Origin of the sequence: Aeromonas sp. 82P (genome assembly GCF_051919365.1) — a bacterium.
Lineage (GTDB): Bacteria > Pseudomonadota > Gammaproteobacteria > Enterobacterales > Aeromonadaceae > Aeromonas > Aeromonas veronii.
Genome location: NZ_JBQBEV010000001.1, coordinates 1889119 through 1915349, shown reverse-complemented (window position 1 = coordinate 1915349; position 26231 = coordinate 1889119). Strand labels below are relative to the sequence as shown.

General features: G+C 59.0%; 25 protein-coding genes. 16 read left to right on the top strand and 9 right to left on the bottom strand.

Annotated features, from left to right (window positions below; translation table 11 throughout):
- Positions 1-24: 24 nt before the first annotated feature.
- Positions 25-1800: an autotransporter assembly complex protein TamA gene (tamA, locus tag ACTG2S_RS08910; RefSeq protein WP_100646312.1), complete on the bottom strand. Its 1776-nt coding sequence runs from the start codon at positions 1798-1800 to the stop codon at positions 25-27.
- 514 nt (positions 1801-2314) lie between these two features.
- On the opposite strand from tamA, the gene ACTG2S_RS08905 reads away from it, so the two are divergent.
- Positions 2315-2689 carry a hypothetical protein gene (locus ACTG2S_RS08905; protein WP_274161363.1) on the top strand — a complete coding sequence of 125 codons (375 nt, stop codon included), beginning with the start codon at positions 2315-2317 and terminating at the stop codon, positions 2687-2689.
- A gap of 123 nt (positions 2690-2812) precedes the next feature.
- The gene (locus ACTG2S_RS08900) at positions 2813-3091 is read left to right on the top strand and encodes a peptidylprolyl isomerase (RefSeq protein ID WP_100646313.1); all 279 of its coding nucleotides are present in this window, start codon (positions 2813-2815) and stop codon (positions 3089-3091) included.
- A gap of 101 nt (positions 3092-3192) precedes the next feature.
- Here the strand turns inward: ACTG2S_RS08900 and ACTG2S_RS08895 are convergent, their stop codons facing one another.
- Both ACTG2S_RS08895 and ACTG2S_RS08890 read right to left on the bottom strand, forming a co-directional pair.
- On the bottom strand, positions 3193-3648 hold the full coding sequence (locus tag ACTG2S_RS08895) for a nucleotide-binding protein (RefSeq protein ID WP_279498057.1): 456 nt from the start codon (positions 3646-3648) through the stop codon (positions 3193-3195).
- 334 nt (positions 3649-3982) lie between these two features.
- Positions 3983-4677, bottom strand: a protein-coding gene (locus ACTG2S_RS08890; RefSeq protein WP_376870036.1) for an IS1 family transposase whose coding sequence is annotated in 2 segments (ribosomal slippage) — positions 3983-4431 and positions 4431-4677 — 696 coding nt in all. Because the reading frame shifts where the segments join, the coding sequence is not laid out codon by codon here.
- Between the two features lie 589 nt (positions 4678-5266).
- On the opposite strand from ACTG2S_RS08890, the gene ACTG2S_RS08885 reads away from it, so the two are divergent.
- The 8 genes from ACTG2S_RS08885 to mltB all read left to right on the top strand — a co-directional run bounded on the left by ACTG2S_RS08885 (position 5267) and on the right by mltB (position 14153).
- Complete coding sequence (locus tag ACTG2S_RS08885; RefSeq protein WP_159143463.1) at positions 5267-5941, top strand: DUF1499 domain-containing protein; 675 nt, start codon at positions 5267-5269, stop codon at positions 5939-5941.
- A 25-nt stretch (positions 5942-5966) separates the two neighbouring features.
- Positions 5967-6548, top strand: a complete 582-nt coding sequence (locus tag ACTG2S_RS08880; protein WP_274161878.1) for a carboxymuconolactone decarboxylase family protein — start codon at positions 5967-5969, stop codon at positions 6546-6548.
- Entirely contained in the window at positions 6548-8701 is a 2154-nt protein-coding gene (locus ACTG2S_RS08875) for an FAD-dependent oxidoreductase (protein ID WP_274161877.1), read from the top strand. Before ACTG2S_RS08880 ends, ACTG2S_RS08875 begins: the two co-directional genes overlap by 1 nt.
- A gap of 17 nt (positions 8702-8718) precedes the next feature.
- The gene (locus ACTG2S_RS08870) at positions 8719-9915 is read left to right on the top strand and encodes an ABC transporter substrate-binding protein (protein WP_439982350.1); all 1197 of its coding nucleotides are present in this window, start codon (positions 8719-8721) and stop codon (positions 9913-9915) included.
- A 77-nt stretch (positions 9916-9992) separates the two neighbouring features.
- Complete coding sequence (locus ACTG2S_RS08865; RefSeq protein ID WP_274161875.1) at positions 9993-11627, top strand: ABC transporter permease; 1635 nt, start codon at positions 9993-9995, stop codon at positions 11625-11627.
- Between the two features lie 23 nt (positions 11628-11650).
- Positions 11651-12301: an ATP-binding cassette domain-containing protein gene (locus ACTG2S_RS08860; RefSeq protein ID WP_274161874.1), complete on the top strand. Its 651-nt coding sequence runs from the start codon at positions 11651-11653 to the stop codon at positions 12299-12301.
- A gap of 14 nt (positions 12302-12315) precedes the next feature.
- Positions 12316-12930, top strand: a complete 615-nt coding sequence (locus tag ACTG2S_RS08855; RefSeq protein WP_274161873.1) for a CDP-alcohol phosphatidyltransferase family protein — start codon at positions 12316-12318, stop codon at positions 12928-12930.
- A 131-nt stretch (positions 12931-13061) separates the two neighbouring features.
- Positions 13062-14153, top strand: coding sequence for a lytic murein transglycosylase B (gene mltB / locus ACTG2S_RS08850; RefSeq protein WP_274161872.1), 1092 nt, complete (start codon positions 13062-13064; stop codon positions 14151-14153).
- A gap of 48 nt (positions 14154-14201) precedes the next feature.
- Here the strand turns inward: mltB and ACTG2S_RS08845 are convergent, their stop codons facing one another.
- Positions 14202-14684 (bottom strand): MarR family winged helix-turn-helix transcriptional regulator, encoded by a 483-nt coding sequence (locus ACTG2S_RS08845; RefSeq protein WP_274161871.1) that lies wholly within the window; start codon positions 14682-14684, stop codon positions 14202-14204.
- A gap of 95 nt (positions 14685-14779) precedes the next feature.
- On the opposite strand from ACTG2S_RS08845, the gene ACTG2S_RS08840 reads away from it, so the two are divergent.
- Positions 14780-15661 carry a DMT family transporter gene (locus ACTG2S_RS08840; protein WP_274161870.1) on the top strand — a complete coding sequence of 294 codons (882 nt, stop codon included), beginning with the start codon at positions 14780-14782 and terminating at the stop codon, positions 15659-15661.
- 86 nt (positions 15662-15747) lie between these two features.
- Here the strand turns inward: ACTG2S_RS08840 and pgm are convergent, their stop codons facing one another.
- Together pgm and seqA are read right to left on the bottom strand one after the other, a co-directional pair.
- The gene (pgm, locus tag ACTG2S_RS08835) at positions 15748-17412 is read right to left on the bottom strand and encodes a phosphoglucomutase (alpha-D-glucose-1,6-bisphosphate-dependent) (protein WP_274161869.1); all 1665 of its coding nucleotides are present in this window, start codon (positions 17410-17412) and stop codon (positions 15748-15750) included.
- 58 nt (positions 17413-17470) lie between these two features.
- On the bottom strand, positions 17471-17980 hold the full coding sequence (gene seqA / locus ACTG2S_RS08830; RefSeq protein WP_075115494.1) for a replication initiation negative regulator SeqA: 510 nt from the start codon (positions 17978-17980) through the stop codon (positions 17471-17473).
- 274 nt (positions 17981-18254) lie between these two features.
- Between seqA and ACTG2S_RS08825 the strand changes: the two genes are divergently transcribed.
- The 4 genes from ACTG2S_RS08825 to fldA are packed head-to-tail and all read left to right on the top strand — an operon-like array spanning position 18255 to position 20195.
- Positions 18255-19037, top strand: a complete 783-nt coding sequence (locus ACTG2S_RS08825; protein ID WP_274161868.1) for an alpha/beta fold hydrolase — start codon at positions 18255-18257, stop codon at positions 19035-19037.
- Positions 19038-19092: 55 nt separating this feature from the next.
- The gene (locus tag ACTG2S_RS08820; RefSeq protein ID WP_005334296.1) at positions 19093-19314 is read left to right on the top strand and encodes a DUF2788 domain-containing protein; all 222 of its coding nucleotides are present in this window, start codon (positions 19093-19095) and stop codon (positions 19312-19314) included.
- A gap of 20 nt (positions 19315-19334) precedes the next feature.
- Positions 19335-19631: a LexA regulated protein gene (gene ybfE, locus ACTG2S_RS08815; protein ID WP_005334297.1), complete on the top strand. Its 297-nt coding sequence runs from the start codon at positions 19335-19337 to the stop codon at positions 19629-19631.
- 39 nt (positions 19632-19670) lie between these two features.
- Positions 19671-20195, top strand: a complete 525-nt coding sequence (gene fldA / locus ACTG2S_RS08810) for a flavodoxin FldA (RefSeq protein WP_005334298.1) — start codon at positions 19671-19673, stop codon at positions 20193-20195.
- Between the two features lie 90 nt (positions 20196-20285).
- Here fldA and ACTG2S_RS08805 read toward each other — a convergent pair whose 3' ends face one another.
- Positions 20286-20759 (bottom strand): DUF4442 domain-containing protein, encoded by a 474-nt coding sequence (locus ACTG2S_RS08805; RefSeq protein WP_005334300.1) that lies wholly within the window; start codon positions 20757-20759, stop codon positions 20286-20288.
- A 242-nt stretch (positions 20760-21001) separates the two neighbouring features.
- Here ACTG2S_RS08805 and fur point away from each other — a divergent pair, with 242 nt between their 5' ends.
- Complete coding sequence (fur, locus tag ACTG2S_RS08800; RefSeq protein WP_005334301.1) at positions 21002-21430, top strand: ferric iron uptake transcriptional regulator; 429 nt, start codon at positions 21002-21004, stop codon at positions 21428-21430.
- A 116-nt stretch (positions 21431-21546) separates the two neighbouring features.
- Here the strand turns inward: fur and glnS are convergent, their stop codons facing one another.
- Positions 21547-23208: a glutamine--tRNA ligase gene (gene glnS, locus ACTG2S_RS08795; protein ID WP_005334302.1), complete on the bottom strand. Its 1662-nt coding sequence runs from the start codon at positions 23206-23208 to the stop codon at positions 21547-21549.
- A 357-nt stretch (positions 23209-23565) separates the two neighbouring features.
- Complete coding sequence (locus ACTG2S_RS08790; RefSeq protein ID WP_005334304.1) at positions 23566-26229, bottom strand: beta-N-acetylhexosaminidase; 2664 nt, start codon at positions 26227-26229, stop codon at positions 23566-23568.
- Between the last annotated feature and the right edge of the window lie 2 nt (positions 26230-26231).

Sequence of the window (26231 nt, the reverse complement as noted above, 5' to 3'; positions counted from 1 at the left end):
AAAGAAAAAAGCGTTTAGACAACATCATAATTCAGGCCCCAATGCGAAATGCAGCCGCAAGGGCTTGTCCTCCTCCGATACCCCGACCGCCAGATCCAGCCTGACCTGACCGATGGGGGTGACCCAGCGCACACCGACGCCAGTACCTATTTTCCAGGGCTCGCTGTAATCGGTGGTAGAGGTGCCGCCATCCACAAACATGGCCCCCAGCCACTTCTCGCTGAAGCGGTAGTTGTATTCCAGACTGGCCACGCTGGTGTAGCGGCCACCGGTCAGCTTGCCATCCGGCCCAGTGGGGGAGATGCTCTCGTAACCAAAGCCGCGCACCGTCTGATCGCCACCGGTAAAGAAGCGCAAGGAGGGCGGCACCAGCGAGAAGCTGTCACCTATGATGGCCCCCTGCTCGGCCCGCATCAGGAATCTGTGGTTATCGCCAAGAGTTCGCAGCCACTTGCTGCGTCCCCACACCCGCATAAAGCTGATGTCGGAACCCCATCTGGGATCGGAGAACTCCAGCGTCAGCTGCTGGCGATCCCCCCAGTCGGGCACCAGAGTGCCGCGCACCCGCAGTCGGGACCAGGAGACCCCGGGGATCAGCAGCAAGCTGTTCCCCTCGTCGGCGCCCTGGGTATAGATCTCGTTCTCCAGCCGGATAAAGACGTCCCGATCCCAGCTCTCCGGCCGCCGCGTCCAGCGGTGCACACCGATGGTAGTGAGATCGGAGCGGGTATCGTTGTTGTCCTTGTACTGGTAGCCGGTCTGGATGGAGTAGTAGTCCCGCAGCGGGTTACCCACCGGGATCTGGTAGTCGAAGCTGAGCTCTGCCTCCGGCGCCGACACCTTGGCGGTGGCAAACAGGCGGTGGCCGTAGCGGTTGACCCAGGGCTTCTCCCAGGTGGCACTCATCCGCGGGCCTACGTCAGTGGCGTAACCGATACCGGTCTCGATTTCGTGATCGACCCGGTTATCCAGCGTCACCGCAATGGGCACCCGATAGTTGCTCGCCTCGCTCAATACCGGCTTGATATCGACCTGACGGAACAGCTTGGTGGAGGAGACATCCTGCGACATCTCGGCCAGACGGATGGCGAGATAGGGGTCGCCGCTCTTGATGTTGATAAGCGGGCGGATCAGGTGAAGCGCTTCGGGAGTGGCATCGTAGCGGATCTCGCCAAAACGGTAGCGATGGCCCGATTCGAACAGAATAAAGATCTCCGCCGTCCCCTTGTCCGGGAACACCTTGACCTGACTCTTGCTCAGCTTGGCATCAAAGTAACCGCGGGCCAGCCCGAGGCTGCCGAGATCGGCCTTGATGGATTCATATTTGGCGTGGTTGAGAGGCTCCCCCTCTTTGAGGGGCAACTTGTCCAGCAGGGCGCTGTAAAGCTCGTCGCTGCCCGCATCCCCCTCCAGCAGAATATCGAGGCGGGAGACGATGACCGGCTCCCCCTTGTCCACCTCAATCACCACTTTGGACGGGGTTTTCTTGTCGCGACTCAGGGTGATTTTCGGCTGGTAGTAGCCATAAACCTGCAGCGCCTTTTGCACGCTCTCGGTAATTTTTGCGCGGGCCGGGCGGTATTGCCGCTCCTGATAGACCGGCAGGGCATTAAGGTAGGCTTCAACGTTATCCTTGTTCTCCCCTTTCAACCCCTTGACCTGATAGGTGAGCTTGGCGGCAAACGCGGGCGAAGCCAGCAGCGACAGCAACAGGCCCACCCCCAGAACCCGCAGGCCGCGGCGAAACGCAGAGCCAGACAGTGAACGCCCTGCCAGCAGGGATGAAATGCATCCTGTCAAAGGTCAATATTCCTGAATCTGTGGTGAAGGAAAACAGCGCCCTTTCGGGCCAACCCCGAATGCGGCGCAGCACGCCATGCCGTGCATGGCCGTGACACAAAAATGCGCGCCAGAAAAATGGCGAACCTTATCCTAACATAGGCATCGGCCAGCGACAGCGCGGCGCCATTGGCAAATTCACCATATCTTTTAAGAGGTTGACCACAAATCACACATTTTGCTGACAAGGACGCCGCCCGCTTTCCCGATGAGGGCGAATTGACCTGCCCTGAACAAGGTTCACTTCGTCGTCAGGCACCATTTGTCGCCTCTCCCCCTCTCATTACCACCAGAAACCCACCACGACAGAGTTTGTCGGCATCACCCCACCCTCACCGTTTAACAGTCCCGGCACACCCTAAAGCCCGCCGTAGCGGGTGATTAAGAATTGCTCGTTCAGCGCAATCGAATTATCCCGCTGCCTTTGCAAGCGCCCCTCCCTCACACTTGAACCATCAACTGAAGGAGACACATCATGCATGCACGTAGCGAACAGATGGCTGACTATATTGCCGATCGTCTCGAGTTCATCACCTTTCTCGCCTGTTGCAGCGCCCTGCTGGCCCTGCTGACCGGCATGAGTGGCCAGCAGGCGCTGGCCTTTACCGCCCTGAACCTGCCGTTTGGCCTCGGCATTTTGCTGGCGATGGCGCTGCTGGCCCCCCTGCCCGCCCACTGGCGGCTGCCGGGGATCACCTTGCTGCTGGCAGGTTGCGCCCTGATGACCCTGCAACTGGGGGGTGAGTGGCTCAATCCGCTGGCCATCTGGAGCCTCTACGCCCTGCTCGGGCTGGAGATCATCTGGCAAGCGCGTCCCCGCGCCATGCTGGTCACCCGCGCTCGCCAATAATACGGCCGATAAAGGGAGGGCTGTGATGGCTGACGCCAGTGGCAAATTGGGGTACTCTTGCGCCCCGATTTGCTACCACCCTTGGCGTTAACAACCTTCGCCATCACTCCCAGGAGCGCCCCGATGAAAAAAGCCTGTGCCCAGCACATTCTGGTCAAGACCGAAAAACAGTGTCTGGAGATCAAGGAGAAGATCGAGAAGGGAGCCGACTTCGGCCAGATGGCCAAGCGCTTCTCCACCTGTCCCTCAGGCAAGCGTTTTGGCGATTTGGGAGAATTTTCCAAGGGAGATATGGTGAAAGCATTTGACGATGCAGTCTTCAAGGGCGAACTGCTCAAGGTGCTGGGGCCGGTACGCACCAAGTTCGGCTTCCATCTGATCAAAGTTTTGTACAGAATCTAGACAGGCTTGTTTTTTTGCATTAAGAACACAACTCTATGGAAGAGCCTTACCCGTTGCTGAAATTACTTGAGCCCTTTAAGGGCTCATAATTACTTCTGTGATCATAGGTGATTCAAATCAACATTCAAACCTGAGCGTTTCATTTCTTTAGCTAACTCAAGTTGCCATCCAGTCTGATACTGGTGATATACGACTCCACTTATATCGCCTTGGATTTCCACTGTCCCTTTAACAACAGCAGCTACATTTTCACGTCCTAGACGACCGATAAAGTAACCATGCTCGAACACTACATTTTGTCTGGCTCGAGGATTAACTTCCGGAGTACCAATTTTTCGACCTTCATCGCAAGCGGTATAAAGAATGACCGCGTATCGAACATCCCCATATTTTTCTAATTTCTCGATAATCGTCTTGCCACCACTATGCTGATCGCGAAGAACTATAGGCTCCAGATTGAGCTTGCGGAGTAAATTTTCTGTTTCACTCAACAAGTGCTCATCATGCCCATGAACAATAAAGATTTTTTCTTTTTCTGGTATCGAGGGTGTAGTCATAGAAGGGGCTGCTTGAGAATATTTCGGTTTAGAGGGTGTACAACTCGAAGCTACGAATAATGGTTTAGTTGGTATGGCTGCGCTGAATATTTCATTTATGGCACGAGCTTGTTGTGATTTAAACGGGTTCACTAACGGATTATGTTGAGTTGGTGCAGCTGTAGTAGCCGAATTAATCAATCGATTTGCAATATCAATGCAACGCTGGCGCAGTTCCTGATTTTTGGGAGGTGAATTTAAATTTTGTTCGATATCGTTATCTTCGATTAATGCGAGTATAACTTTGCCTATGATTTCATCGTCATGCTGATTAAAAAATGGGTAATGACTCCAATCAGTTGAAATGGTGTCTTTCTATAAAGGCACCAATCACTTTCTCGTGGAGCTCAACGGAACGAGAGAAGCAGATGGTCTTGCGAGCCAATCGCTTGATGCGCGTTCTGAGCGTCAGGTTGTTACGCTCGATACGCTGGGTGAATATCTTCCCGGTCAGATGCATCTCGCTCGGCACCTCTCTGGCATAGCTTCCCCAGTCATCACTGGTGATAAAGCCTATCTGGAACGGAGAAAGCAGGCTCAGCAACCGACTGCATGTCTCATCGTTGCGTGGGCCAAAGGTATAGGCCACGACTCGTTTTCTCTTGGTATCAAAAGCATACCAAAGCCAATGTTGATGCTGTTTGTTGCCAACATAGGCCCACTGTTCATCAAGTTCACAGATAAGCGCCACGTCATAGAGCACCACCTTTTCGGAGGTTACTTGCCTTGGGGCGAGTTTTTTAGGGTGCGTATGACGGTGTTGATGCCAATCTTGAGGACGCGAGCAGTATCACGAACACCTGAGCCGTTGAACGCCATATCAACAATCTTGTCTTTGACGCCAGGCTTGCGGGCTTCATAGGTGTAGGTGAGCTGAAACACGTGCGGACAGACGGGGCAACGATAGCGAACATGGCCAGCAGGGGTCTTACCATGGCGATATACGTGGTCAGAGTTGCAACGAGGACAGTGAACGGGGATGGATGTCATGAAGCTGTCGGTCTCAAAAGAGTTCATCATATCAACTCAACCGATCGGATGCATCACCAAAAAATGAACGAAGGCGCTTAGCTTTCGAATCGCCGATATCGCAATATCGGTCATTGTAAATCTCAATATCAAACTGTTCGAAAAAATCTGCAAACGTGCGGTTACTATGATGTAGGACATAGCCCGTCCTCATATCAAAGTACTGCTCGACTATCTTTTGCTCTACCTTATCTAGCGCCATGTGAACCCCCACCAAAGTCAGTATTTGATATATGGGTTAATCACCATAATTTCAAGAGGTTTAGTTAATAGTCACAGTAAAGGCCCCTTCGTTTGGAACGAATATTGAACAGCTCAACATTTATCTTAAGAACACAAGACTAAAGTGCTCTATCGCAACTAAGTCATCGCAACTGACCATTTTCTCGGTGAAGCTCCCATCAGGCATCAGGCGGGCTTCACCGACCTCTGCATCTCCCTCGCAAAACTGGCCAAAACCACGCCAAACTCGCATCAATTTACTAACGTTATCAGGCAATTAAGTTTATCCTTCTCGGCATTGTCCACATTCGACGATGGATCCCGTGCTATGCCCCGCTCTTGCTTGTGGCCCCTGCTGGCCTGGTTACTCCCGCTCGCTGGCGCCCTCGGCAGCCGCTTTCATCTCTGGCCCTGGTGGATCGGTTTTGCGATCTGTCTCATCGGAGCCCTTGTCTCCCTGATCTTGCTGGTACGCCTGCCCTGGAGCCGTAACCGCTATGCCAGCGGCCTTGGCGCCTTGCCACTGCTGCTACCGCTGACCTTTGTGGCACAGGCGCTGCGCATGCCGCTGATCAACGATGTGAGCACAGATCCCTACAATCCCCCCCAGCTGCGCTGGGCGGCAGAGCTCAGAACGGCGCAGGATCTGCCAATAAATAGCGCACCGCTGAAAGCAGTTGAGGCAGAACCCGGTCCTCTCTTTACCAGGGCCTCTCCTGCCGAAGTGGTGATTGAAGCCAACGAACTGATGCAGGAGCTGGGCTGGCAGGTACGACCCAGCCCGGATGGTCTGGATGCGGTGGTCACCACCGGCTGGTTCGGCTTTCAAGATGATGTGGCGCTGCGGGTCTTTGCCGGCCCCAAAGAGACCCGCATCGATATGCGATCAGCCTCCCGTCAGGGGCAAAGCGATCTGGGCACCAACCGGGCGCGGATCGAGGATTTCCTGACCCGCCTGAATGAGCGACTCGGTCAGGCCTACAAACCCAATTTGAAACCGTAAGTGTGAAACAACAAGAAGGTAACTGATGCGCGTTGAGGTCAAACCCGACCGGGAATATGCCTGGTTTATCCGCCCCTTTTTCTGGCTGCAAAAGCGCAACTATGGTCAGGTGCTTATTCCGGGCAAATGCTGGGGCCGCTCGCCGCGCCTCTTTGCCGCCGTCGCCACCCTCTACGGGGTCATCAACCGCAAGCGCTCCCCCATCGATCCCGTGCTGCGTTCTCTGGTGACGGTGCGGGTCTCCCAGCTCAACTGGTGTCGTTTTTGCGTCGACATCAATGCCATGACCCTGATAAAGAGAGCCGGCTCCAGCGAGAAGGTGGAGGCGCTCGCCAACTGGCGCGAAAGCCCCTTGTTCGACGAGCGGGAAAAAGCTGTGCTCGACTACACAGAAGCGATGACTGGCCTCGATGGGGTGAGCGACGAGCAAGCGGCCCGCCTCAAACCCTGGTTCGATGACGATGCCATGGTGGAGCTGACCGGCCTTATCGCCTTCCAGAACATGTCGGCCAAGTTCAACGCCGCCCTCGATATCGCGCCGCAGGGCTTCTGCCAGCTGCCGGTGCAACCGGAACGCCCTGCCAAGCCCGACAGCAAGGACGCCTGATGAACCGGACCCGCCTGCTGCTTGCGCTGGTGATGGGGAGCCTTATAGGCACCTTTTTTGCCCTCGATCTCGGTCGTTACCTCACTCTGGACGCCTTGCAGGCCCAGCAGGCGGCAGTGGCGCAATGGGTCGACAGCCACTTTGTCTCGGCCAGCCTGCTGTTCGTGCTTATCTATGTGCTGAGCACTGCCCTCTCCCTGCCCGGCGCCAGCTTGCTCACCCTGGGTGGCAGCGCTGTGTTCGGTGTCGCCTGGGGGCTGCTACTGGTTTCCTTCGCCAGCACCATAGGCGCAACCCTGGCCTTTCTCAGCGCCCGTTTTCTGCTGCGCGACTGGGTCGAGCGGCGCTTTGGCGACAAGCTGGCCACCTTTCAGTCCGGCATGGCGAAGGAGGGGGCCTTCTATCTGCTCAGCCTGCGCCTAATCCCCATCTTCCCCTTCTTTCTGGTCAATCTGCTGATGGGGCTCACCCCCATCAGAGTCAGCACCTACTACTGGGTCAGCCAGCTTGGCATGCTGCCCGGCACCTTCGTCTATGTGCTGGCGGGCAGCGAGCTTGGCCAGTTGACCAGCACCGGCAATATCCTCTCCCCCGGACTGATGGTCGCGCTGACCCTGCTGGGGCTGATGCCCTGGCTGGTCAAGAAATTGACCACATACCTCGCGCGACGGCGCCTGCTCGCCCCTTACCGCAAACCCGCTCGCTATGACTACAACCTGCTGGTAATAGGTGCTGGGGCAGGTGGGTTGGTTACCAGCTATATCGCGGCAGCGGTGAAGGCCAAAGTGGCGCTCATCGAGAAGCACAAGATGGGGGGCGATTGCCTCAACAGCGGTTGCGTCCCCTCCAAGGCATTGATCCGAAGCGCCCGCTTTGCCGCAGAGCAGCGTAAAGCCGACGAGCTGGGCTTTAGCCCAAGCCACTCCCGCGCCGATTTTGCCGCCGTGATGGAGCGGGTGGCTGAAGTTATCAAGGAGGTCGAGCCCCACGATTCCATCGAGCGCTATGAAGGGCTTGGGGTGGAGTGCATCGAAGGAGAGGCGCGGCTAGTCTCCCCCTGGGAGGTGGAAGTGAACGGCCAGCGCCTTGCCAGCCGTCATATCGTCATCGCCTCCGGCGCCCGGCCGCTGGTGCCCAAGCTGCCGGGGCTGGATCAGGTGCCTTACCTCACCTCGGATAGCCTCTGGCAGCTGCGCACTCCGCCGCGTCGCCTGCTGGTGCTGGGCGGTGGCCCTATCGGCTGCGAGCTGGCTCAGAGCTTCGCCCTGCTCGGCATTCCCGTGACCTTGGTGGAACTCTCGGAGCAACTGCTGCCCCGCGAAGATAGAGAGGTAGCCGACGCGCTGGCCGATCAAATAAGCCGCGATGGCGTGCAGCTACTCACCGGCTGGCGCGCCGAACGAGCCGACTATCTGCCCGCAGCCGATGGGGATCTCCCCATCCGGCTGCAACTGCGCCGTGGCGATGAGACACAGGTGGTGGAAGGGGATCAACTGCTGCTGGCACTGGGTCGGGTCGCCAATGTGAGCGGCTTCGGGCTCGAAGCGTTGGGGGTCGAGCTTGCCCCCAGCGGCACCCTAGCGGTCGATGGCTTCCTTGCCACCAACTTCCCCAGCATACTGGCGGTAGGAGACGTAGCGGGCCCTTACCAGTTCACCCACTTTGCCGCCCATCAGGCCTGGTATGCGGCAGTAAATGCCCTGTTTGGCCAGTTCAAGCGCTTTCGGGCCGACTATAGGGTCATTCCGGCGGCCACCTACACCACGCCGGAGATTGCCCGGGTCGGCCTAAATCGCAAGGAAGCCGAAGCGCAGGGGATCCCCTTCGAGGCGACCCGCTTCGAGCTGGCCGAGCTGGACAGAGCCATTGCCGATGGGGAGCGCCACGGTTTTGTCGAGGTGCTGACCGTGCCGGGCAAGGATACTATCCTTGGCGCCACCATAGTGGGCACTCACGCCGGTGAGCGGATCGCCGAGTTCGTGCTCGCCATGCGTCACCGCCTCGGCCTTGGCAAGATCCTCGGCACCATTCACGCCTATCCCACCCTGATGGAGGGGAACAAATACGTGGCGGGTGAATGGAAACGGGCCCACCAGCCCACCCGGGTGCTGCCGTTGCTGGCCCGTTATCACCGCTGGCGCCGTGGCGCCTGACAATCAGGGAAACGTTTATGCTCAAGCCATTCTCACAACTCAACTCACAGCTCAAACAGCGGCTAAACGCCCTGCTGTGCGCCCTGCCACTGCTGGCCAGCGGTCCGCTGTTAGCCACCCCTGATGACAACTGGCAACGGACCCTTGAGGAGGCGAAGGGACAGACCGTCTACTTCAACGCCTGGGGCGGCAGCCCGGAGATCAACGCCTATCTGGTGTGGGCCGGGCAGGAGCTGGCGCGCGACTATCAGGTCAAACTGGTGCAGGTGAAGGTGGATGATATCGCCCAGAGCGTCAGCCAGCTGCTGGCCAACAAGCAGGCGGGCAAGCAAGCTGGCGGCCCCATCGATCTGCTCTGGGTCAACGGCGAGAACTTCAAGGCGCTCAAAGAGCAGGGGCTGCTCGGCGCTCCCTTTACCGCCGAGCTACCCAACATGGCGCTGGTCGACAGCAGCCTGCCGGTGAGTGAGGACTTCACCCTGCCGGTGGCAGGGCTTGAAGCCCCCTGGGGCATCGGCCAGCTCAATCTGATGGTCGATACCGAAGAGGTCGCCAGAGCGCCCACCTCGGCTGCAGCCCTGCTGGCGTGGGCCAAGGCCCATCCCGGCCGCTTCACCTATCCCAAGCCGCCCCAGTTCCATGGCTCCAGTTTTCTCAAGCAGATCCTGCTGGAGTTGACGCCAAACCCCGCCCCCCTCTATCGGGAGGCGACCGAGAGCGATTTTGCCAAGCTCACCGCCCCGCTCTGGGCCTGGCTCGATGAGCTGCATCCGGCACTCTGGCGCAAGGGCAAACTGTTCCCCACCAGCGCCGCCGAAACCCGCCAGCTGCTCGATGATGGCGAACTGGCCATGGCTATCAGCTTCAACCCGCAGGAGGCGCAGAGTGCCGCCCAGATTGGCGCCCTGCCCCCCAGCGTGGAGGCAGTTGCCATGGAGAAAGGCGCGCTCACCAACAGCCATTTTCTCGCCATCCCCTTCAACGCCAGTGCCCGTGCGGGTGCCAAGGTGGTGGCCAACTTCCTGCTGAGCCCGGCGGCGCAGGCACGAAAAGCCAATCCGGCCTTCTGGGGTGATCCCAGCGTGCTGCGGGCCGATGCGCTGCCTGATCCCGCCAAGGGGCAACCGGCTCTGTGCTTCAAAGCGGTGGCCGAGCCTCACCCCAGCTGGCAGCTCAAACTGGAAGCGGCCTGGGCCGAGCGTTACGGTCACTGATGAGTGCCGCTGGTCACCCGCTTTCCCGCTCCCGACCGTGGCGCCAGTTGACACGCCACCCCAGTATGAGTACGGGGATGGCGGTCATTTATCTGGCGATCTTCGTCATCCCATTGCTGGCGGGGCTGTGGCAACTGCTGGCGGAAGGGATGACCGCCTCTCATCTCGCCTTGCTGCTGGCCCAGCCTGGCCTGTGGCACTCCGCTGCGCTGAGCCTGTGGATTGGCGCCGCCTCCACCCTCGGCAGCCTGCTGATGACCGCCTTGCTGCTGGCCCACAGCGACAGCCGGGCTTTCGGGCTGCTCCGCCGCCTGCTCTCGCCCATGCTGGCCATGCCCCACGTCGCCTTTGCCATCGGTTTTGCCTTTCTGCTCGCCCCCTCCGGCTGGCTGCTGCGACTCGTCTCGCCAGCTCTGACCGGGTTTGAACTGCCTCCCGACTGGCAGACCATTCGCGACCCTCTGGGGCTCGGGCTGATTGCACTGCTCGTTTTCAAGGAGACCCCCTTTTTGCTGCTGATGGCGATGGCCGCACAGCAACCCATCCAGCTGGCACGCCAGCAGTGGCTGGGGGCGAGCCTTGGCTTCAGCGCCCCCCAGATCTGGTGGCGCCTGCTGCTGCCGGCGCTCTGGCCCGCCCTGCGCCTGCCCATCTATGCGGTGGCAGCCTACGGAGTGGCGGTGGTGGATCTCGCCCAGCTGCTCGGGCCCGATGCCCCCACCCCGCTGGCGGTGCGGCTGTGGCTTTGGTATGAGGATCCGGACCTGCTCTGGCGCGGCGCTACCGCCAGCGGCGCCCTGCTGCTGCTCGCCATCACGGCACTGCTCATCGCTCTGTTCAGATTACTGGAGTGGCTTCATCAAGAGCTGGGCAAAGGCTGCTGGCTCGATGGCAAACGGGCGGCGCCCCACTCCTTTGCCAACCGGCTCACAGCGGGCTTTGCACTCACTCTGATCACCCTCAATCTGGCGGTGCTGGCGGCGCTGCTGCTCTGGTCGCTGGCGCGCCGCTGGCCCTTTCCCGCCCTCTGGCCCAGCCAGTGGAGCAGTCACTACTGGCTGGATCTGCTGCCAACCCTGCTGCCACTGCTGGCAACCAGCGCACTGCTGGCACTGGCGAGCGGCTTGTTGGCACTGGTGATGGCGGTGTGCAGTCTGGAGGCGCAAGCCGGGCGCCGTCCCTGGCCGCTCTGGCTTATCTGCCTGCCGCTGTTGCTGCCGCAGGCGAGCCTGCTGTTTGGCATCCGACTCGGGGTGGACTGGCTTGCACATGACTCGATAAGCAGCGGCATTGGCTGGGGCTGGGTGCTCTGGAGCCAGCTGTTGTTTGTCTTTCCCTATGTCTATCTCTGCCTGCACGGCCCCTATCGCCAGTTCGATCCGCGGGTCACCCAGAGCGCCCTGCTGCTGGGGGCAACGCCATGGCGAGCCTGGTGGCAAGTGAAAGCGCCGCTGCTGGCGCGCCCGCTGCTGTTTGCCTTCGGCGTCGGGGCGGCGGTGAGTTTGGCCCAATATCTGCCGACCCTGCTCTTTGGCGCAGGCAGAGTGGTCACCATCACCACCGAAGCGGTGGCCATCGGCAGCGGCCTCAATCGGCGGCTGGCGGGTCTATACGGCCTGCTGCAACTGCTGTTGCCACTCATTATCTACCTGCTGGCACTCTGGCTGCCGGCGCGGATCAATCCGGCGCTCAAGGGGGGCGGCTCACGATGAACTCTGATGATGGAAACAGCCATATGCTGAGCACCACGCCTCTTCGACTTTACCTTGATGAAAAACTGCTGCTCTCGCTGCCCGCCCTGCAGGTGGCCCCCGGCGAGGTATTAACCCTGATGGGGCCCAGCGGCTGCGGTAAAAGCTCCCTGCTGGCGGGGCTGGCCGGGGTACTGCCCGGCGCGCAGACAGATAGCGGCCCGATCCGGCTGGAGGGGGAGGTAAGGCTCGGCGAGCGGCCACTCAACGCCTTGCCCGCGCAAGCGCGGCGCATCGGCATGCTGTTTCAGGATGACCTGCTGTTTGACCATCTGACGGTGGCGGAAAACCTGATGTTCGGCATGCCAGCGACCATCAAGAGAAAACACGCACGGCGGGAAAAGGCACTGACCGCATTGGCACAAGTCGCGCTGGCGGATCAGGCTGACAAGCTGCCGCAGCTGCTGTCAGGGGGTCAGCGGGCGCGGGTCAGCCTGCTGCGGGCGCTGTTGGCCAAACCCGACGCCCTGCTGCTGGACGAGCCCTTCTCCCGCCTCGACAAGCCGCTGCGGGCCGCCTTTCGCGAACTGGTGTTCGCGCAGATCAAGGCGCTGGCCATCCCCGCCATCCTGGTGACCCACGACGCAGACGACGCGCCGGGCACCATACTCCACCTCACCGAATCCTGTTTTTAACCGAGGAGTTCACCTTGTTTGACCGCCACCTGATCCCCGTGATCCGCAGCCCCCTCACCCAGCTTGCCAAACCGCTCTGCCGTGCGGGGATCAGTGCCAATCAGGTGAGCCTCACCGGCTTTGCCATCGGCATGCTGGCGCTGCCGCTGCTGGCCTTTGGCTGCTATCCGTGGGCGCTGGCGGCGATCCTATTCAACCGGCTGCTGGACGGGCTCGACGGCGCCGTGGCGCGGGAAACCGGCATCACCGACTGCGGCGGCTTTCTCGACATCACGCTCGACTTTATTTTCTACGCCGCCGTGGTGCAGGGCTTTGCCCTCGCCACACCGGCCAATGCCCTGCCCGCCGCCACCCTGCTGTTTGCCTTTATGGGCACAGGGTCGAGCTTTCTGGCGTTTGCCATCATGGCGGGCAAGCGGGGGATCGACAATCCGATCTACCACCACAAATCCCTCTACTATCTGGGCGGCCTCACCGAGGGGAGCGAGACCATCGCCCTCTTTGTGCTGATGTGCCTGTGGCCCGCCGCCTTCGCCCCGCTCGCCTACGGCTTTGCCCTGCTCTGCGCCATCACCACCCTGACCCGACTCTGGAGCGGTTACCACACCCTGCGTCCCCCCCAGCCATAAACAGCACAGCCCTCACCGGAGGGCTAATCCATCGCACGATGAATTGGCGGCAAACAAGGCGCACGGAACACTTGCACGGGGATGACAATGTTTTACCATTGCGACACTTTATCAGTCTCTTTGAGAACCCTATGCGTCGCCTTGCCTCTCTTCTCACTCTGTCATTATTCCCCCTGCTCGGTGGCTGCAGCAGCGCCCCCGCGCCAAAGCCCGTGGTCGTCCCCCAGCCCAAGAGCGCCTTTATCAATCAGGCGCCATCGAGCAAACCCGTTTATACACAAGGGGTTAGCAAGGGGGACTTCGCCAATCGCCCCAACGTGGACAGGTTCGTCCAGAAAATGGTCGAGAAGCACGGTTTTGACAACGCCCAGTTGCATCAGGTGCTGGCACAGGCAGAGCGTTACGACTGGATCATCCGCCTGATGGATGCCCAGGCGCCGACTACCGCCAAGCCCACCGGCCCGACCGGCGCCTGGAACCGCTATCGCGCCAAGTTCATCACCCCCGACAACGTACAGAACGGCGTCAACTTCTGGCGTGAATACGCAAGCGAGCTGAACCGGGCGGAGCAGATCTACGGGGTGCCGCCGGAGATCATCGTCGGCATTATCGGGGTCGAGACCCGCTGGGGCCGGGTGATGGGCAAGACCCGCATTCTGGATGCGCTGGCCACCCTGGCGTTTGATTATCCGCGTCGCGCCGAGTTCTTCACCAGCGAGCTGGAAGCCTTCCTGGTGATGACCCGCGACGAGGGGATGGACCCCACCGAACCCAAGGGATCCTATGCAGGCGCCATGGGCTACGGCCAGTTTATGCCCTCCAGCTTCCAGCGCTATGCGGTGGACTTTGACGGCAACGGCCACACCAACCTGTGGGATCCGGTGGATGCCATCGGCAGCGTCGCCAACTACTTCAAGGCCCACGGCTGGGAGAAAGGCCAACCGGTGGCGGTGCGTGGTCAGGGCCAACTACCCGGCTATGAGCATGGCTTCCAGACCCGCTACCCTGTGGCCACCCTGCGCCGCGCAGGGCTGACGCCCACCAGCACCCTCGGCAACCACAGCGAGTCGAGCATGCTGCGCCTCGATGTCGGCACCGGCTACCAATACTGGTACGGCCTACCCAACTTCTACACCATCACCCGTTACAACCACAGCACCCACTACGCCATGGCGGTGTGGCAGCTGGGGCTTGCGGTTAAAGAGGCCAAAGGCGGTTACTGAGTCAAGCACTGATTTGCCAACAAAAACGGGCCTGCTGGCCCGTTTTTGTTATTCGTTTTCCAGCAACCAGCGTTTGAGCAGTGCCGCTAACTGAGCCTGCTCCGCCTCGGTCAGTGGCGCCAGCAGGAGACGCTCGTTGGCCACGTGCAGCTCAACCGCCCGGTCGATAAGCGCTTTGCCCGATTCGGTGAGGCAGACCAGCAGGCTGCGCCGATCGCTGGGCGCCGCTTGCCGCTCTATCAGTCCCCGCTCGGCCAGCTTGTCGAGCCGGGCCGTCATGGCACCCGAACTCAACATGGCCGATTGGTAGAGCACTGTCGGCGTCAGTGGCTCACCCGACCGACGCAGGGTCGCCAAAATGTCGAAGTCCGTGCCAAGCAAGCCGCACTCCTTGAGCTCTTCACTCACCTCACGACCGGCAATTGCCGCCATCCGGGCTACCCGACCCAGCACCCCCATAGGAGAACAGTCGAGATCCGGTCGCTGCCGGGCCCACTGAGCCAGCAGCAGGTCTACATGATCTGATTCCATCGCCAACTACTTATCTTTATATCGAGATACTTGATGATAAATCAATTTGGCATTAATTTATCTTTACTCAAAGATACTTCATGAAGAAATAAATAATGCCAATACTGATCGCCTTGCTGGCTCCACTGCTGTGGGGCAGCACCTATGCTGTCGTCAGCCTCTACCTGACTGACTACTCACCCTACTGGGTTGCCGTATGGCGAGCAATGCCTGCCGGGCTGCTCTTGTTACTGTTGCATCCGCGCATGCCGCCTTTGCCCTGGGGCAAGCAGTTCCTGTTGGCATTTTGCAACATTGCCGCCTTCTTCGCTTTGCTGTTTGTGGCGGCCTTCCGGCTGCCGGGGGCAGTAGCAGGTACACTTGGTGCCACCCTGCCGCTGGTGCTGATGCTACTGGCCTGGTTGCAAGATGGCACACGACCGAGCCTGAAATGGCTACTACTGGGATTGATGGGGTTGGCTGGGGTATTACTGTTGCTCAACCCCTCTGCCAATCTGGATCCTGTCGGAGTTGCATGCGCCATGCTGGCCACAGTGCTGATCGGCCAATCCAGCCGCTGGATGCGCCACTGGCCGGTAAACGATCTGCTGGCGCTGACCGCCTGGCAATTGCTGCTTGGGGGCTTGATGCTGATCCCGCTCGCCTGGTGGCTAGCTGGCCCAATGCCGTTACCGGATCCGGCTAGTGCGCCGGGATTGCTCTGGTTGATCCTGCTCAATACCGCGCTGGGCTACTGGGCCTGGTTGTGGGGATTAAAGCACCACGGCCCAGAGGTGATGGGCATGCTGGCCCTCACCAATCCCATGATGGCTGTGTCGCTTGGGGTATTGATGGTGGGTGAAACCCTGGATGTCAGCCAGTGGATCGGCATCGGGGTGATCTTGCTCTCCCTGTTCCTGATGAAGCTGCCAGCACGCCCCTTCTTCAAACGTTGGCAAGCTCGCCGAGCGAGTACAGGGATCTGTAACGAGGCGTAAACACTAGATCACCTCAACCCGCGCATAAACAAGAGGAGCCACTTCGGCTCCTCTTTTTTGTCAACGGTCAGTAACTTGAAGGTGGCTTATACACCTGCCTTGGCAAGCGCCGCGGAGACGATCTGCTGGGCTTCCTGCTGGATGAGGTCGAGGTGCGTGTCGCCCTTGAAGCTCTCCATGTAGATCTTGTAGATGGACTCGGTGCCGGAGGGGCGCGCCGCGAACCAGCCGTTCTCAGTCACTACCTTGAGACCGCCGATGGCGGCATCGTTGCCCGGCGCCTTGGTCAGCTTGGCGATGATGGGCTCACCCGCCAGGGTGGAGGCTTCTACCAGTGCCGGATCCAGCTTGGAGAGCACCGCTTTCTGGGCGCTGTTGGCCGGGGCGTCGATACGGCGATAGCTGGAGCGGCCAAACTTGGCTTCCAGTGCATCGTAGTGAGCCTGCGGATCCTTGCCGGTCACCGCCAGAATTTCCGCCGCCAGCAGCGCCAGAATGAAACCATCCTTGTCGGTGGTCCAGACGGTGCCATCTTTGCGCAGGAAGGAGGCGCCCGCGCTCTCCTCGCCGCCAAAGCCGAACTCGCCGCTGTAGAGGCCATCCACGAACCACTTGAAGCCGACCGGCACCTCTTTCAGGGTGCGGCCAATCTCGCCGGCAACCCGGTCGATCATAGAAGAGGAGACCAGCGTCTTGCCAACGGCTGCATCGGCAGACCAGCCGGTGCGATGGGTAAACAGATACTGGATTGCCACCGCCAGATAGTGGTTCGGGTTCATCAGGCCAGACTTGGTAACGATACCGTGACGATCGTAGTCAGGGTCGTTGCCAAGGGCGATGTCGAACTTGTCTTTAAGGGCAATCAGGCTCGCCATGGCGAACGGGCTGGAGCAGTCCATCCGGATCTTGCCGTCTTTATCCAGGGTCATGAAGGAGAAGGTAGGGTCGACCTTGTAGTTCACCACTTCGATGTTCAGGCCATAGGTCTTGGCGATGACATCCCAGTAGGCAACGCCGGAGCCACCCAGCGGATCGACACCGATCTTGATGCCCGCGTTCTTGATGGCATCCATGTCCAGCACGTTCTTCAGATCATCCACATAGGGGGTGACATAGTCGTGCTCGACCACGAACGGGCTCTTGAGCGCCTCGGCGAACGGCATCCGTTTCACGCCAGCCAGACCCGCTTCCAGAATAGCGTTGGCACGGTCTTCCACCCACTTGGTGATCTCCCCTTCGGCGGGGCCACCATGGGGCGGGTTGTACTTGAAGCCACCATCTTCCGGCGGGTTGTGGGACGGGGTGATCACCACGCCGTCGGCGCGCGCTGCAGGCTTGCTGGCCCCTTCTTTGCCAGAGTTGTAGCGCAGGATGGCGTGAGAGATGACCGGGGTCGGGGTAAAACCGAGGCCAGCCTGAATGCGGGTTTCAACGCCGTTGGCGGCCAGCACTTCGACGGCGCTGGCAAAAGCGGATTCGGACAGGGCGTGGGTATCCATGCCGACAAACAGCGGGCCAGTGATACCGGCCTGCTGGCGATACTCCACCAGCGCCTGGGTCACCGCCAGAATATGGGATTCGGTAAAAGCATTGTGCAGGGCGCTGCCGCGGTGGCCGGAGGTACCAAAGGCCACCCGCTGCTCGGGGCGGCTCATGTCCGGCTTGTTGAGGTAGTAGGCGCTGACCAGACGGGGGATGTTGGTCAGGTCGCTTAAACGGGCCGGTTGACCGGCGTGGGAATGCTGAGCCATGGCGTTTTCCTTGCGTAATGGCGGCCTTGCCGGGCAAGGCCTGAGTCTTGAAGAATCGTTAAATTGCGCCACACACCTGCGCGATCACCTCTTCGCCATAGCCCATGCTGGCCATCAGCTGGGCCACCATGTTCTGCTTGCGGCTGGTGTTGGTGTTGGTGATCACCCAGAACGGGGTCTCCGGTACCGGCTTGGGCTTGGTGGTGCTGCCACTGGCACGCAGAGCCTCGGGATCCTGCGAGAAATAGACGCGCTTGCGCCCCTTGATTTCGGTGGCCTGGGTAAAGCCTTCCGGGTTATCCCGGTAGAGGGTACTCAGCACCAGCATAAAGCGGTTGATGGACTTCTCTTCCTTTTGCAGCTCACCGGAATCGAGCAAGGCTTGCAGCCCTTGTTGGGTGGCTACCGTACTGGGCTGCGCGACGGCAACTGGCTCGGCAACCGGCACACCTTGGTGAGCAGGCTGTTCCAGCAGACGGCGCAGGATATCGGAGGCACTCTCACCAATGTGCCGGGTCTGGCTGGCGATATAGAAGTAGAGATCGTCATCAAGCTCGATGGTTTTCATAGGGATGCGCTGGACTCGTCGAAATTCGGATGCGGCGATTATACATAGGCAAACCCGACAGCCCAAGCAAGGGGCTGGCAGATGTACATGAATCTCATCGAGAATACGGCATAATAGCGGGCCAAGTGTGTGATCAGCCGCACTGATAGCCGATCCGGACGGGATTTTTTAGAAAAAAAACCACATAAAATCCCAACCCATTGGACGAAATCCTTTTCTTTCCAGTGCGTTAAATAAAACAGCGATACGCACCCACGACCGACAAGGTGTCATTTTGCAACAAAACAGCATATTGAACTTCAAGGAGCAGGGTCAGGGCCCGGCGGTCATCCTGATCCACGGCCTGTTTGGCAGCCTCGACAACCTCGGCCTGCTGGCCCGAGCCCTATGCGAGCACTATCGGGTCATCAGCGTCGATCTGCGCAACCACGGAGCCTCCTTTCATAGTAGCGAAATGAGCTATCCGGCCCAGGCAGCCGATATCCTGGCCCTGATGGATCGGCTGGAGATTGCCGAAGCGACCCTGATTGGCCACTCGATGGGTGGCAAGGTAGGGATGCAGGTCGCCAAGCTGGCGCCAGAGCGGGTGACCAAGCTGGTGGTGGCCGACATGGCGCCGGTCGCCTATCCCCATTCCCGCCACCAGAACGTGTTCGCCGGACTCAACGCCACCCTGCATACGCCGCCGCAAAGCCGCAGTGAAGCGGAAGCCATGCTGGCGCAGCACATCGAGATCGCCGGGGTACGCCAGTTCCTGCTCAAATCCTTCGCCAGAGGCGAGCATGGCTGGGGTTGGCGCTTCAATGTGCCCGCCCTTGAGCAAAACTACGCCAACATCATGGGCTGGCCAGAGGATGACCGCCGCTTCGAAGGGCCGGTGCTCTTTATCAAGGGGGGGGATTCTGACTATATGCAGCCCCAATACAGCGAGACTGCACTGGCCCAATTCCCGGCGGCAAAGGTGCGTGTCATCGCGGGTACCGGCCACTGGCTGCATGCGGAAAAACCGGCTCTGTTCAACAAATTGGTTGTGGATTTCCTGTCGACAGGCGGTTAACAGTTTCAAATCCTTTGTGATATAGTGCGCCGGTCATAAGGAGTGTGCGCAATCCATGCTAAGTGAACATATCGACCTGATCGAAAGTTTGGGCCTCAAGTTATTCTTTGTGGCCATTTTCATATTGATTGGCCTGGCCATTCAGGACGTGCTCAAGCGCGGCAACGTGCCCCGTTTCGGTCGTTTTATCGTCTGGTTGGTACTGTTTCTGGGTTGTGCGGGTTTTGTCGCCAAGGGGCTGATCGAACTGGGCTGGGAAGGCTCAGGACTCGGCTAACTTATTTTCATCTGTGATGTATGGCCAAACAGCAAACTGATCGAACAACACTGGATCTGTTCGCAAATGAGAAGCGCCCCGGCAGGCCAAAGACCAATCCACTCCCCCGCGAGACCCAGCTCAAGATCAACAAGCGTAACCAGCTTAAGCGCGATCGGGAAAATGGGCTGAAGCGGGTAGAGTTAAAGGTGGAGGCCGAGTTGCTGGAGCGCCTGAACCAACTTGCGTTACAACAGAACATCAGCCGAGCCGAGCTGATCCAATCTATCCTGAAACAACAGATTGAGTCCGCCTTTGCGGTGGACATTGCAGTCTGAGCGTTGAGCATTAACACCAAATACGGGTAACTAAACACTATGGCAAGTGTAGGTCTGTTTTTTGGCAGCGATACCGGTAACACCGAAGCTGTCGCCAAGATGATCCAGAAAGAGCTGGGCAAAAACCTGATTGAAGTCCGTGACATCGCCAAGAGCAGCAAGGCCGACATCGAGAGCTTTGATCTGCTGATGTTCGGCATCCCGACTTGGTACTACGGCGAAGCCCAGGCCGACTGGGACGACTTCTTCCCCGATCTGGGCGAAATCGACTTCACCAACAAGCTGGTCGCCATCTTCGGTTGCGGTGATCAGGAAGACTATTCCGAGTACTTCCTCGACGCCATGGGCACCCTGCGCGACATCGTCGAAGCAAAAGGCGCCATCATCATCGGTCACTGGCCAACTGCCGGCTACGAGTTCGAAGCCTCCAAGGCACTGGTCGATGACAAGCACTTTGTCGGTCTGGGTATCGATGAAGATCGCCAGCCGGAGCTGACTGCCGAGCGCGTCAAGGGCTGGTGCAAGCAACTGCACGAAGAGATGTGCCTGGGCGAGCTGGAGTAATCCGCTTCCCCTCATACCTCTGACAACAAGGGCCCCAACGGGGCCCTTGTTGTATCTGCAAGTGGCGATGCCTGCCTTCATTCTCCCCTGTTATTCACCTCTGTGCTCCGGTTTGGCTCGCACATAGAGGGTGCGCTTGACCTGCGCCACCAGTTCGCCGCTCTTGTCTTGTACCGTGACCTCGAATTCGGGGAAGTGCTTGTTGCCACCTTCAGTCGCCGCCACTATTTCGGCAAGCTTGCCCTCGGTCAGGTTGAACTCGGCCACCAGCTTGCCCTTGCCCGGCTTGATGTAGTTGATGCTGCCCGCCTTGTCCCAGACGTAATAGCGATTCTTGAAGTAGCCCATCAGCATCAGCGGATAGATGGGGTCAGTCATGGCAAACATGCTGCCGCCAAACTGGGTGCGGTTGGCATTCTTGTTCCACCAACGGGATTTGAGGGTCACCCGGCAGTAGCGAAAGTCATCGCTCAGGGTCTCTATCTTGATACCGGCGCCCCAGAAAGGGGGCCAGGCGTTGAGTGCGCGGCGCACCCAAGCCGCATTGTCAAAAAGCCAATCCATGGATCTCATCCGACCAGAAATATGAAAGTTACATCTTATCAACATCTGCCATGCCAGCAAGTCGGACGACACGATTGATTATTTCAATCCAACCGGCCATTTATGGCTAAACCCCTTGAATTGCTGGGTTTATTTTTAGGGAGGCTACGACCTATAATGACAGGCCAAGCGAGTTCAAGGTTGCCATTCCTGCGGCAGTCCATCAGAATAACCCCACCTTCGAGAATGCGAATAAGTAGAATATGGCAGACAACAACCAAGCGTTAAAAAAGGCCGGGCTCAAGATCACCTTGCCCCGGGTCAAAATCCTGGAAATCCTGCAACAGCCGGACTGCCAGCACACCAGCGCCGAAGATCTCTATAAACGACTGATCGACCTGGGTGAAGAGATTGGTCTCGCTACCGTCTATCGCGTTCTCAACCAGTTTGATGATGCCGGTATCGTTACCCGTCACCACTTCGAAGGTGGCAAGTCGGTATTCGAGCTGGCGACTCAGGAGCACCACGACCACCTGGTTTGCCTCGACTGCGGCAAGGTGATCGAGTTCTCCGACGAAGTGATCGAACAGCGTCAGCGCGAGATCGCCAAGAAATTCAATATCCGTCTCACCAACCACAGCCTCTACCTCTACGGTCACTGTGCTACTGGTGAGTGCAAGCACGACGAATAAGTCGGCCACGACTTGCAGATAACGGACAATAAAAAAGCCAGCATCCGCTGGCTTTTTTATTGTCCGGCGCAGGCCGCTGGCAGCACACAGGGCAGGGTCTCCCCTGCCCCATCAGCTTAGCCTTCTACCTTGCCCCAGGAGTCGCGCAGGGCAACGGTGCGGTTGAACACCAGATGCTCCGGGCTGGAGAGCTTGTTGTCGGCGCAGAAGTAACCTTCACGCTCGAACTGGTAAGCTTGCTCCGGCTTGGCGTTCTTGAGCGACGCCTCGACACGGGCCCCCTCGATGATCACCAGAGATTCCGGGTTCAACGCGGCTTCGAAGTCATCCTCGGCGCCCGGGTTAGGTACCTTGAACAAACGGTCGTAAAGACGCACTTCCGCTGGCAGGGAGTGAGTGGCGCTGACCCAGTGGATCACCCCTTTCACCTTGCGGCCATCGGCCGGATCCTTGCCCAGGGTCTCGGGATCGTAGGAGCAGTAGATGCAGGTGACCTTGCCATCGGCATCTTTCTCGATACGCTCGGCCTTGATCACATAGGCATTGCGCAGACGCACTTCCTTGCCCAGCACCAGACGCTTGAACTGCTTGTTCGCCTCTTCTTTGAAGTCCGCTTCATCGATGAAGATCTCGCGGGTGAAGTTCAACTCGCGGGTACCCATCTCGGCATTGCTCGGGTGGGCCGGGGCAGTCAGCACTTCGTCGGCAGCCAGGTTCTCGATGACCACTTTCACCGGATGCAGCACGGCCATGGCGCGCGGTGCATGCTCGTTGAGGTCTTCGCGGATGCAGGCTTCCAGCATGCTCATCTCGACGATGTTGTCCTGCTTGGTGACGCCGATGCGCTTGCAGAACTCGCGGATGGAGGCCGGGGTGTAACCACGACGACGCAGACCGGAGACGGTCAGCATGCGCGGGTCATCCCAACCATCGACGTGTTTCTCGGTCACCAGCAGGTTCAGCTTACGCTTGGACATGACGGTGTATTCGAGGTTCAGACGAGAGAACTCGTACTGACGGGGGTGGCAGTCGATGGTGATGTTGTCCAGCACCCAGTCGTACAGACGACGGTTGTCCTGGAACTCCAGGGTACAGATGGAGTGGGTGATCCCTTCCAGCGCGTCCGAGATGCAGTGGGTGAAGTCATACATCGGGTAGATGCACCACTTGTCACCGGTCTGGTGGTGGTGGGCAAACTTGATGCGGTAGATAACCGGATCACGCATCACCATAAAGGGAGATGCCATGTCGATCTTGGCGCGCAGGCAGGCGGTGCCTTCGGCGAACTCGCCATTCTTCATCTTGGCAAACAGCGCCAGGTTCTCTTCCACGCTGCGATCGCGGAACGGGCTGTTCTTGCCAGCTTCAGTCAGGGTGCCACGGTACTCGCGCATCTGCTCGGGCGTCAGCTCGTCCACATAGGCCAGACCCTTTTCAATCAGCTCGATGGCGTAGCCGTGCAGCTTGTCGAAATAGTCGGAGGAGTAGCAGATCTCGCCGTTCCACTGGAAGCCGAGCCACTGTACGTCCTGCTTGATGGACTCTACGTACTCGATATCTTCCTTCACCGGGTTGGTGTCATCGAAACGCAGGTTGCACTGGCCCTGATAGTCGCGGGCGATGCCGAAGTTCAGGCAGATGGATTTGGCGTGGCCGATATGGAGATAACCGTTCGGCTCGGGCGGAAAACGGGTATGCACGCTGCTGTGCTTACCGCTGGCCAGATCTTCATCAATGATCTGACGAATAAAGTTAGTTGGGCTGTTCGCCTGACTCATGGCTCACCTCAAAAAAGCGTCACTGGCGGAAGTTGTGCCGGCTGGCACCCTTTCATCCCCCCGCCGTCAAGCCGGGTATGATCCCTTATTACGGGCGCTGTCTCAACCTGAATTTGGCACTTCCGGGCCATTTCCCGGCCATTGCACCGCTAAAAACGGCGTGGCTTGGCACATTGCACCCCAAATGCATAAAAAAGCCCCGCACGAGGCGGGGCTGAAAGTGATGAAAAACACAAAACAGACAATTACACACAACAAAGGCTCACACGCACAGTCAACCTTTCCCAAACCCGATGCGCCATCGCCCTTGGGAAAGGCGGGTCTTGCGACCCACCTCATGTTAACGGTTGACTGCTATCAGTTCAGTTCGGTGACGCGGCTGGTGCGCTTGCCATCGAAGCTGGTGGTACGCAGGTAAACCTTGCCATTCACGCTCGGCTTGGCCGCGGCGTCATAGGCACTCCAGTTGGTACCGTCCAAGCTGTACTGGATGGGCAGACCCGGCAGATCCACGTTCGCTTCCAGCACACCGTTCACTACCTTGGCACCCGGTACGGAGAGGCGGTATTCAACACCGGCCTGATCCAGTTTCGGCAGCACGCGCTGACCCAGTACGTTGGCAAACTGGTTCCACTCTTTGTTGAGGGTGGCCTTGTTGACGAACTTGGTCTCGCCGGAGAACTCACGACCCTTCACATAGTTCAGCTCGAAGCCACCTTTGTGCCAGGCACGCTCGGCCACGGAGAAGATACGCGGGTAGACCATGTACTCGTACTGAGCATCGGTACGCACGGTTTCACTCCACTGCTGACCGGAGATCCCCTTGAACTTGACCGGATCCTGGTCACCCTTGGCCACGAAGGCGTTGCCGTCGCGGTCAACCGAGGTCTCGGCGTTCTGCGGCAGGTTTTCCGGGGCGAAGGCAAACACCTTGCGCGTGTCGTTGAAACGGGTAGCCCAGTAGTAGCCACGCTCAGCCGGGTGTACTTCGTTCGGGAAGTCGAAGTAGAGGTAATCCGGGTTGGACAGCACCACTTGGTAACCCTTGTGGGCCCACTTCATCGCTTCGTTGAAGCCACCCCAGTAGAGGGTTTCCCAGAAGTTGACACGGGTGTTGTCGGTGGCGAAGTCCTTGGCACCGCTGGCGTACTTCAGACCGTCTTCCCACGCCTGCAGGGTAGAGAAGCCGCGGTCTTTGACCATCTGGCCCACTTCCTTGGCGAAGTAAACCGGCAGCTCGCCCACTTCCTTGATCTTGCCTTCATCGATCATCTTCTGGCACATCGGGGACTTGCCAAACGGTTTGTCCTGCTTGCTGGAGTCGACGTTACCTTTCCAGGCGACCAGCTCTTCTTTCTTGGTGACGGCCGGATCCTGATAGCCACCGCCCTGCATGATGTTCTTCGCCTCATCACCACCGTAGTGCCATGCGGTCAGCGGCTGACCGGCGGCCTGGTGCATCTGGGCAACTTCATCCATTACCTTGGCCACGAAGGTGGCAGCACCTGGCTGGCAAGGGTTGATGAAGGACATCTTGTCGTAGAACTGGACGGAGGTGACGTTGGAGGTGTCAGCCGGATCAGTCAGACGGAACTGGTTGGCTTCCGCTTCTTTGCCTTCCGCCATCAGACGCTTGTAGCGCGCTTCCATGGAGACCACGGCAGCACGGGCGTGGGCCGGCATGTTGATCTCGGGGATCACGGTCACACCGCGGGCCTTGGCATAACGCACCAGATCCACGTAGTCAGACTTGCTGTAGAAACCGGAACCCTGGTTGTCGCTGGTCGGGCCGGAACCCAGTTGCGGCATCAGGCACTTGGTTTCGGACTCGTCGTGGCAACGCTGGCTACCGACCTGGGTCAGCTCCGGCAGACCCGGGATCTCCAGACGCCAGCCTTCATCGTTGGTCAGGCCAAGGTGCAGCACGTTGAGCTTCATGGCAGACATCTGGTCAACCAGCTTCTTCATGGTATCCAGACTGCGGAAGTGACGGGCCACGTCGGTCTGCATGCCACGGTATTCAAAGCGCGGCGCATCCTCGACGGTCATCGGGCTCACCAGCTTGTCATCAACCCCCAGCAGGGAGATCAGGGATTGTGCACCCCAGAATGCCCCGTCGATGTCGCGACCCTGGATCACTGTGCCCTTCTGACCGATGGTCATGTCATAACCTTCAGCCTGCTTGAGCTTGCTGCCGAGCTTGATGGTCACCGGGTAGCCGGTGTCGGAGAGGGTAACACCCAGCTTGGTCAGTTGAGCCTTCAGGGCCTCGGCGCGATCGCTCGGCAAGTCCAGGGCATTGAGTTTGATGGTGGAGAAGTCAACCTGCGGGCCCGCTTTGACTACCTGCTTCATCGGGGTCGGCAGGATCTGGTTGTCAATCTTGCCAGCCGGCAGCAGGGTGCTGGTCTGGTTGGCCGCGAAACGGGTCTCGCTGTTCATCAGGATGTTCTTGTCATCCTTGGTACGCTTCCAGCCATCAGCCGGCATCGGCTTCTCGTAGGTGCTGGCATCATTGATGTTGCTCATGCTGGCCAGTACTTTCGGCTCGGCACCTTCGCTGGCGACATACCAGTTCGGCATGATGTCAGATTCGAACAGTACCCAGTATTCCACCACCAGCGGCACTTCGACCGTGGCATCCTTGGCAAAGCCCTGGAACTTCTCGGTTGGCGTCAAACGATAGAGATCGCCGGTCAGGTGAGTGATGGTGAACTGGTCGTTATCCACACGCTGGATACGACGGATGGAGGAGACGTAGATGCTCCAGTCTTTGGAGGTCACGTCCGCACCGGTATTGGTCAGGTGCAGCTTGGCAACGCCACAGCTCGCCCACTCGGAACCGAGTGCCTGGCAATCGAGGCCAGCACCGGCACCGTCGTTGGTGACCACTTCATACTTGACCACCAGGTTGTTGGCGAGGGAGTCGACCACTGCCTGCTTGGCGGCATCGGCTGCCTGGACCTGGCTGACAAAAACGGTAGACATGGCAATGGCTAACAGAGAATGTTTCAAGTTCATAA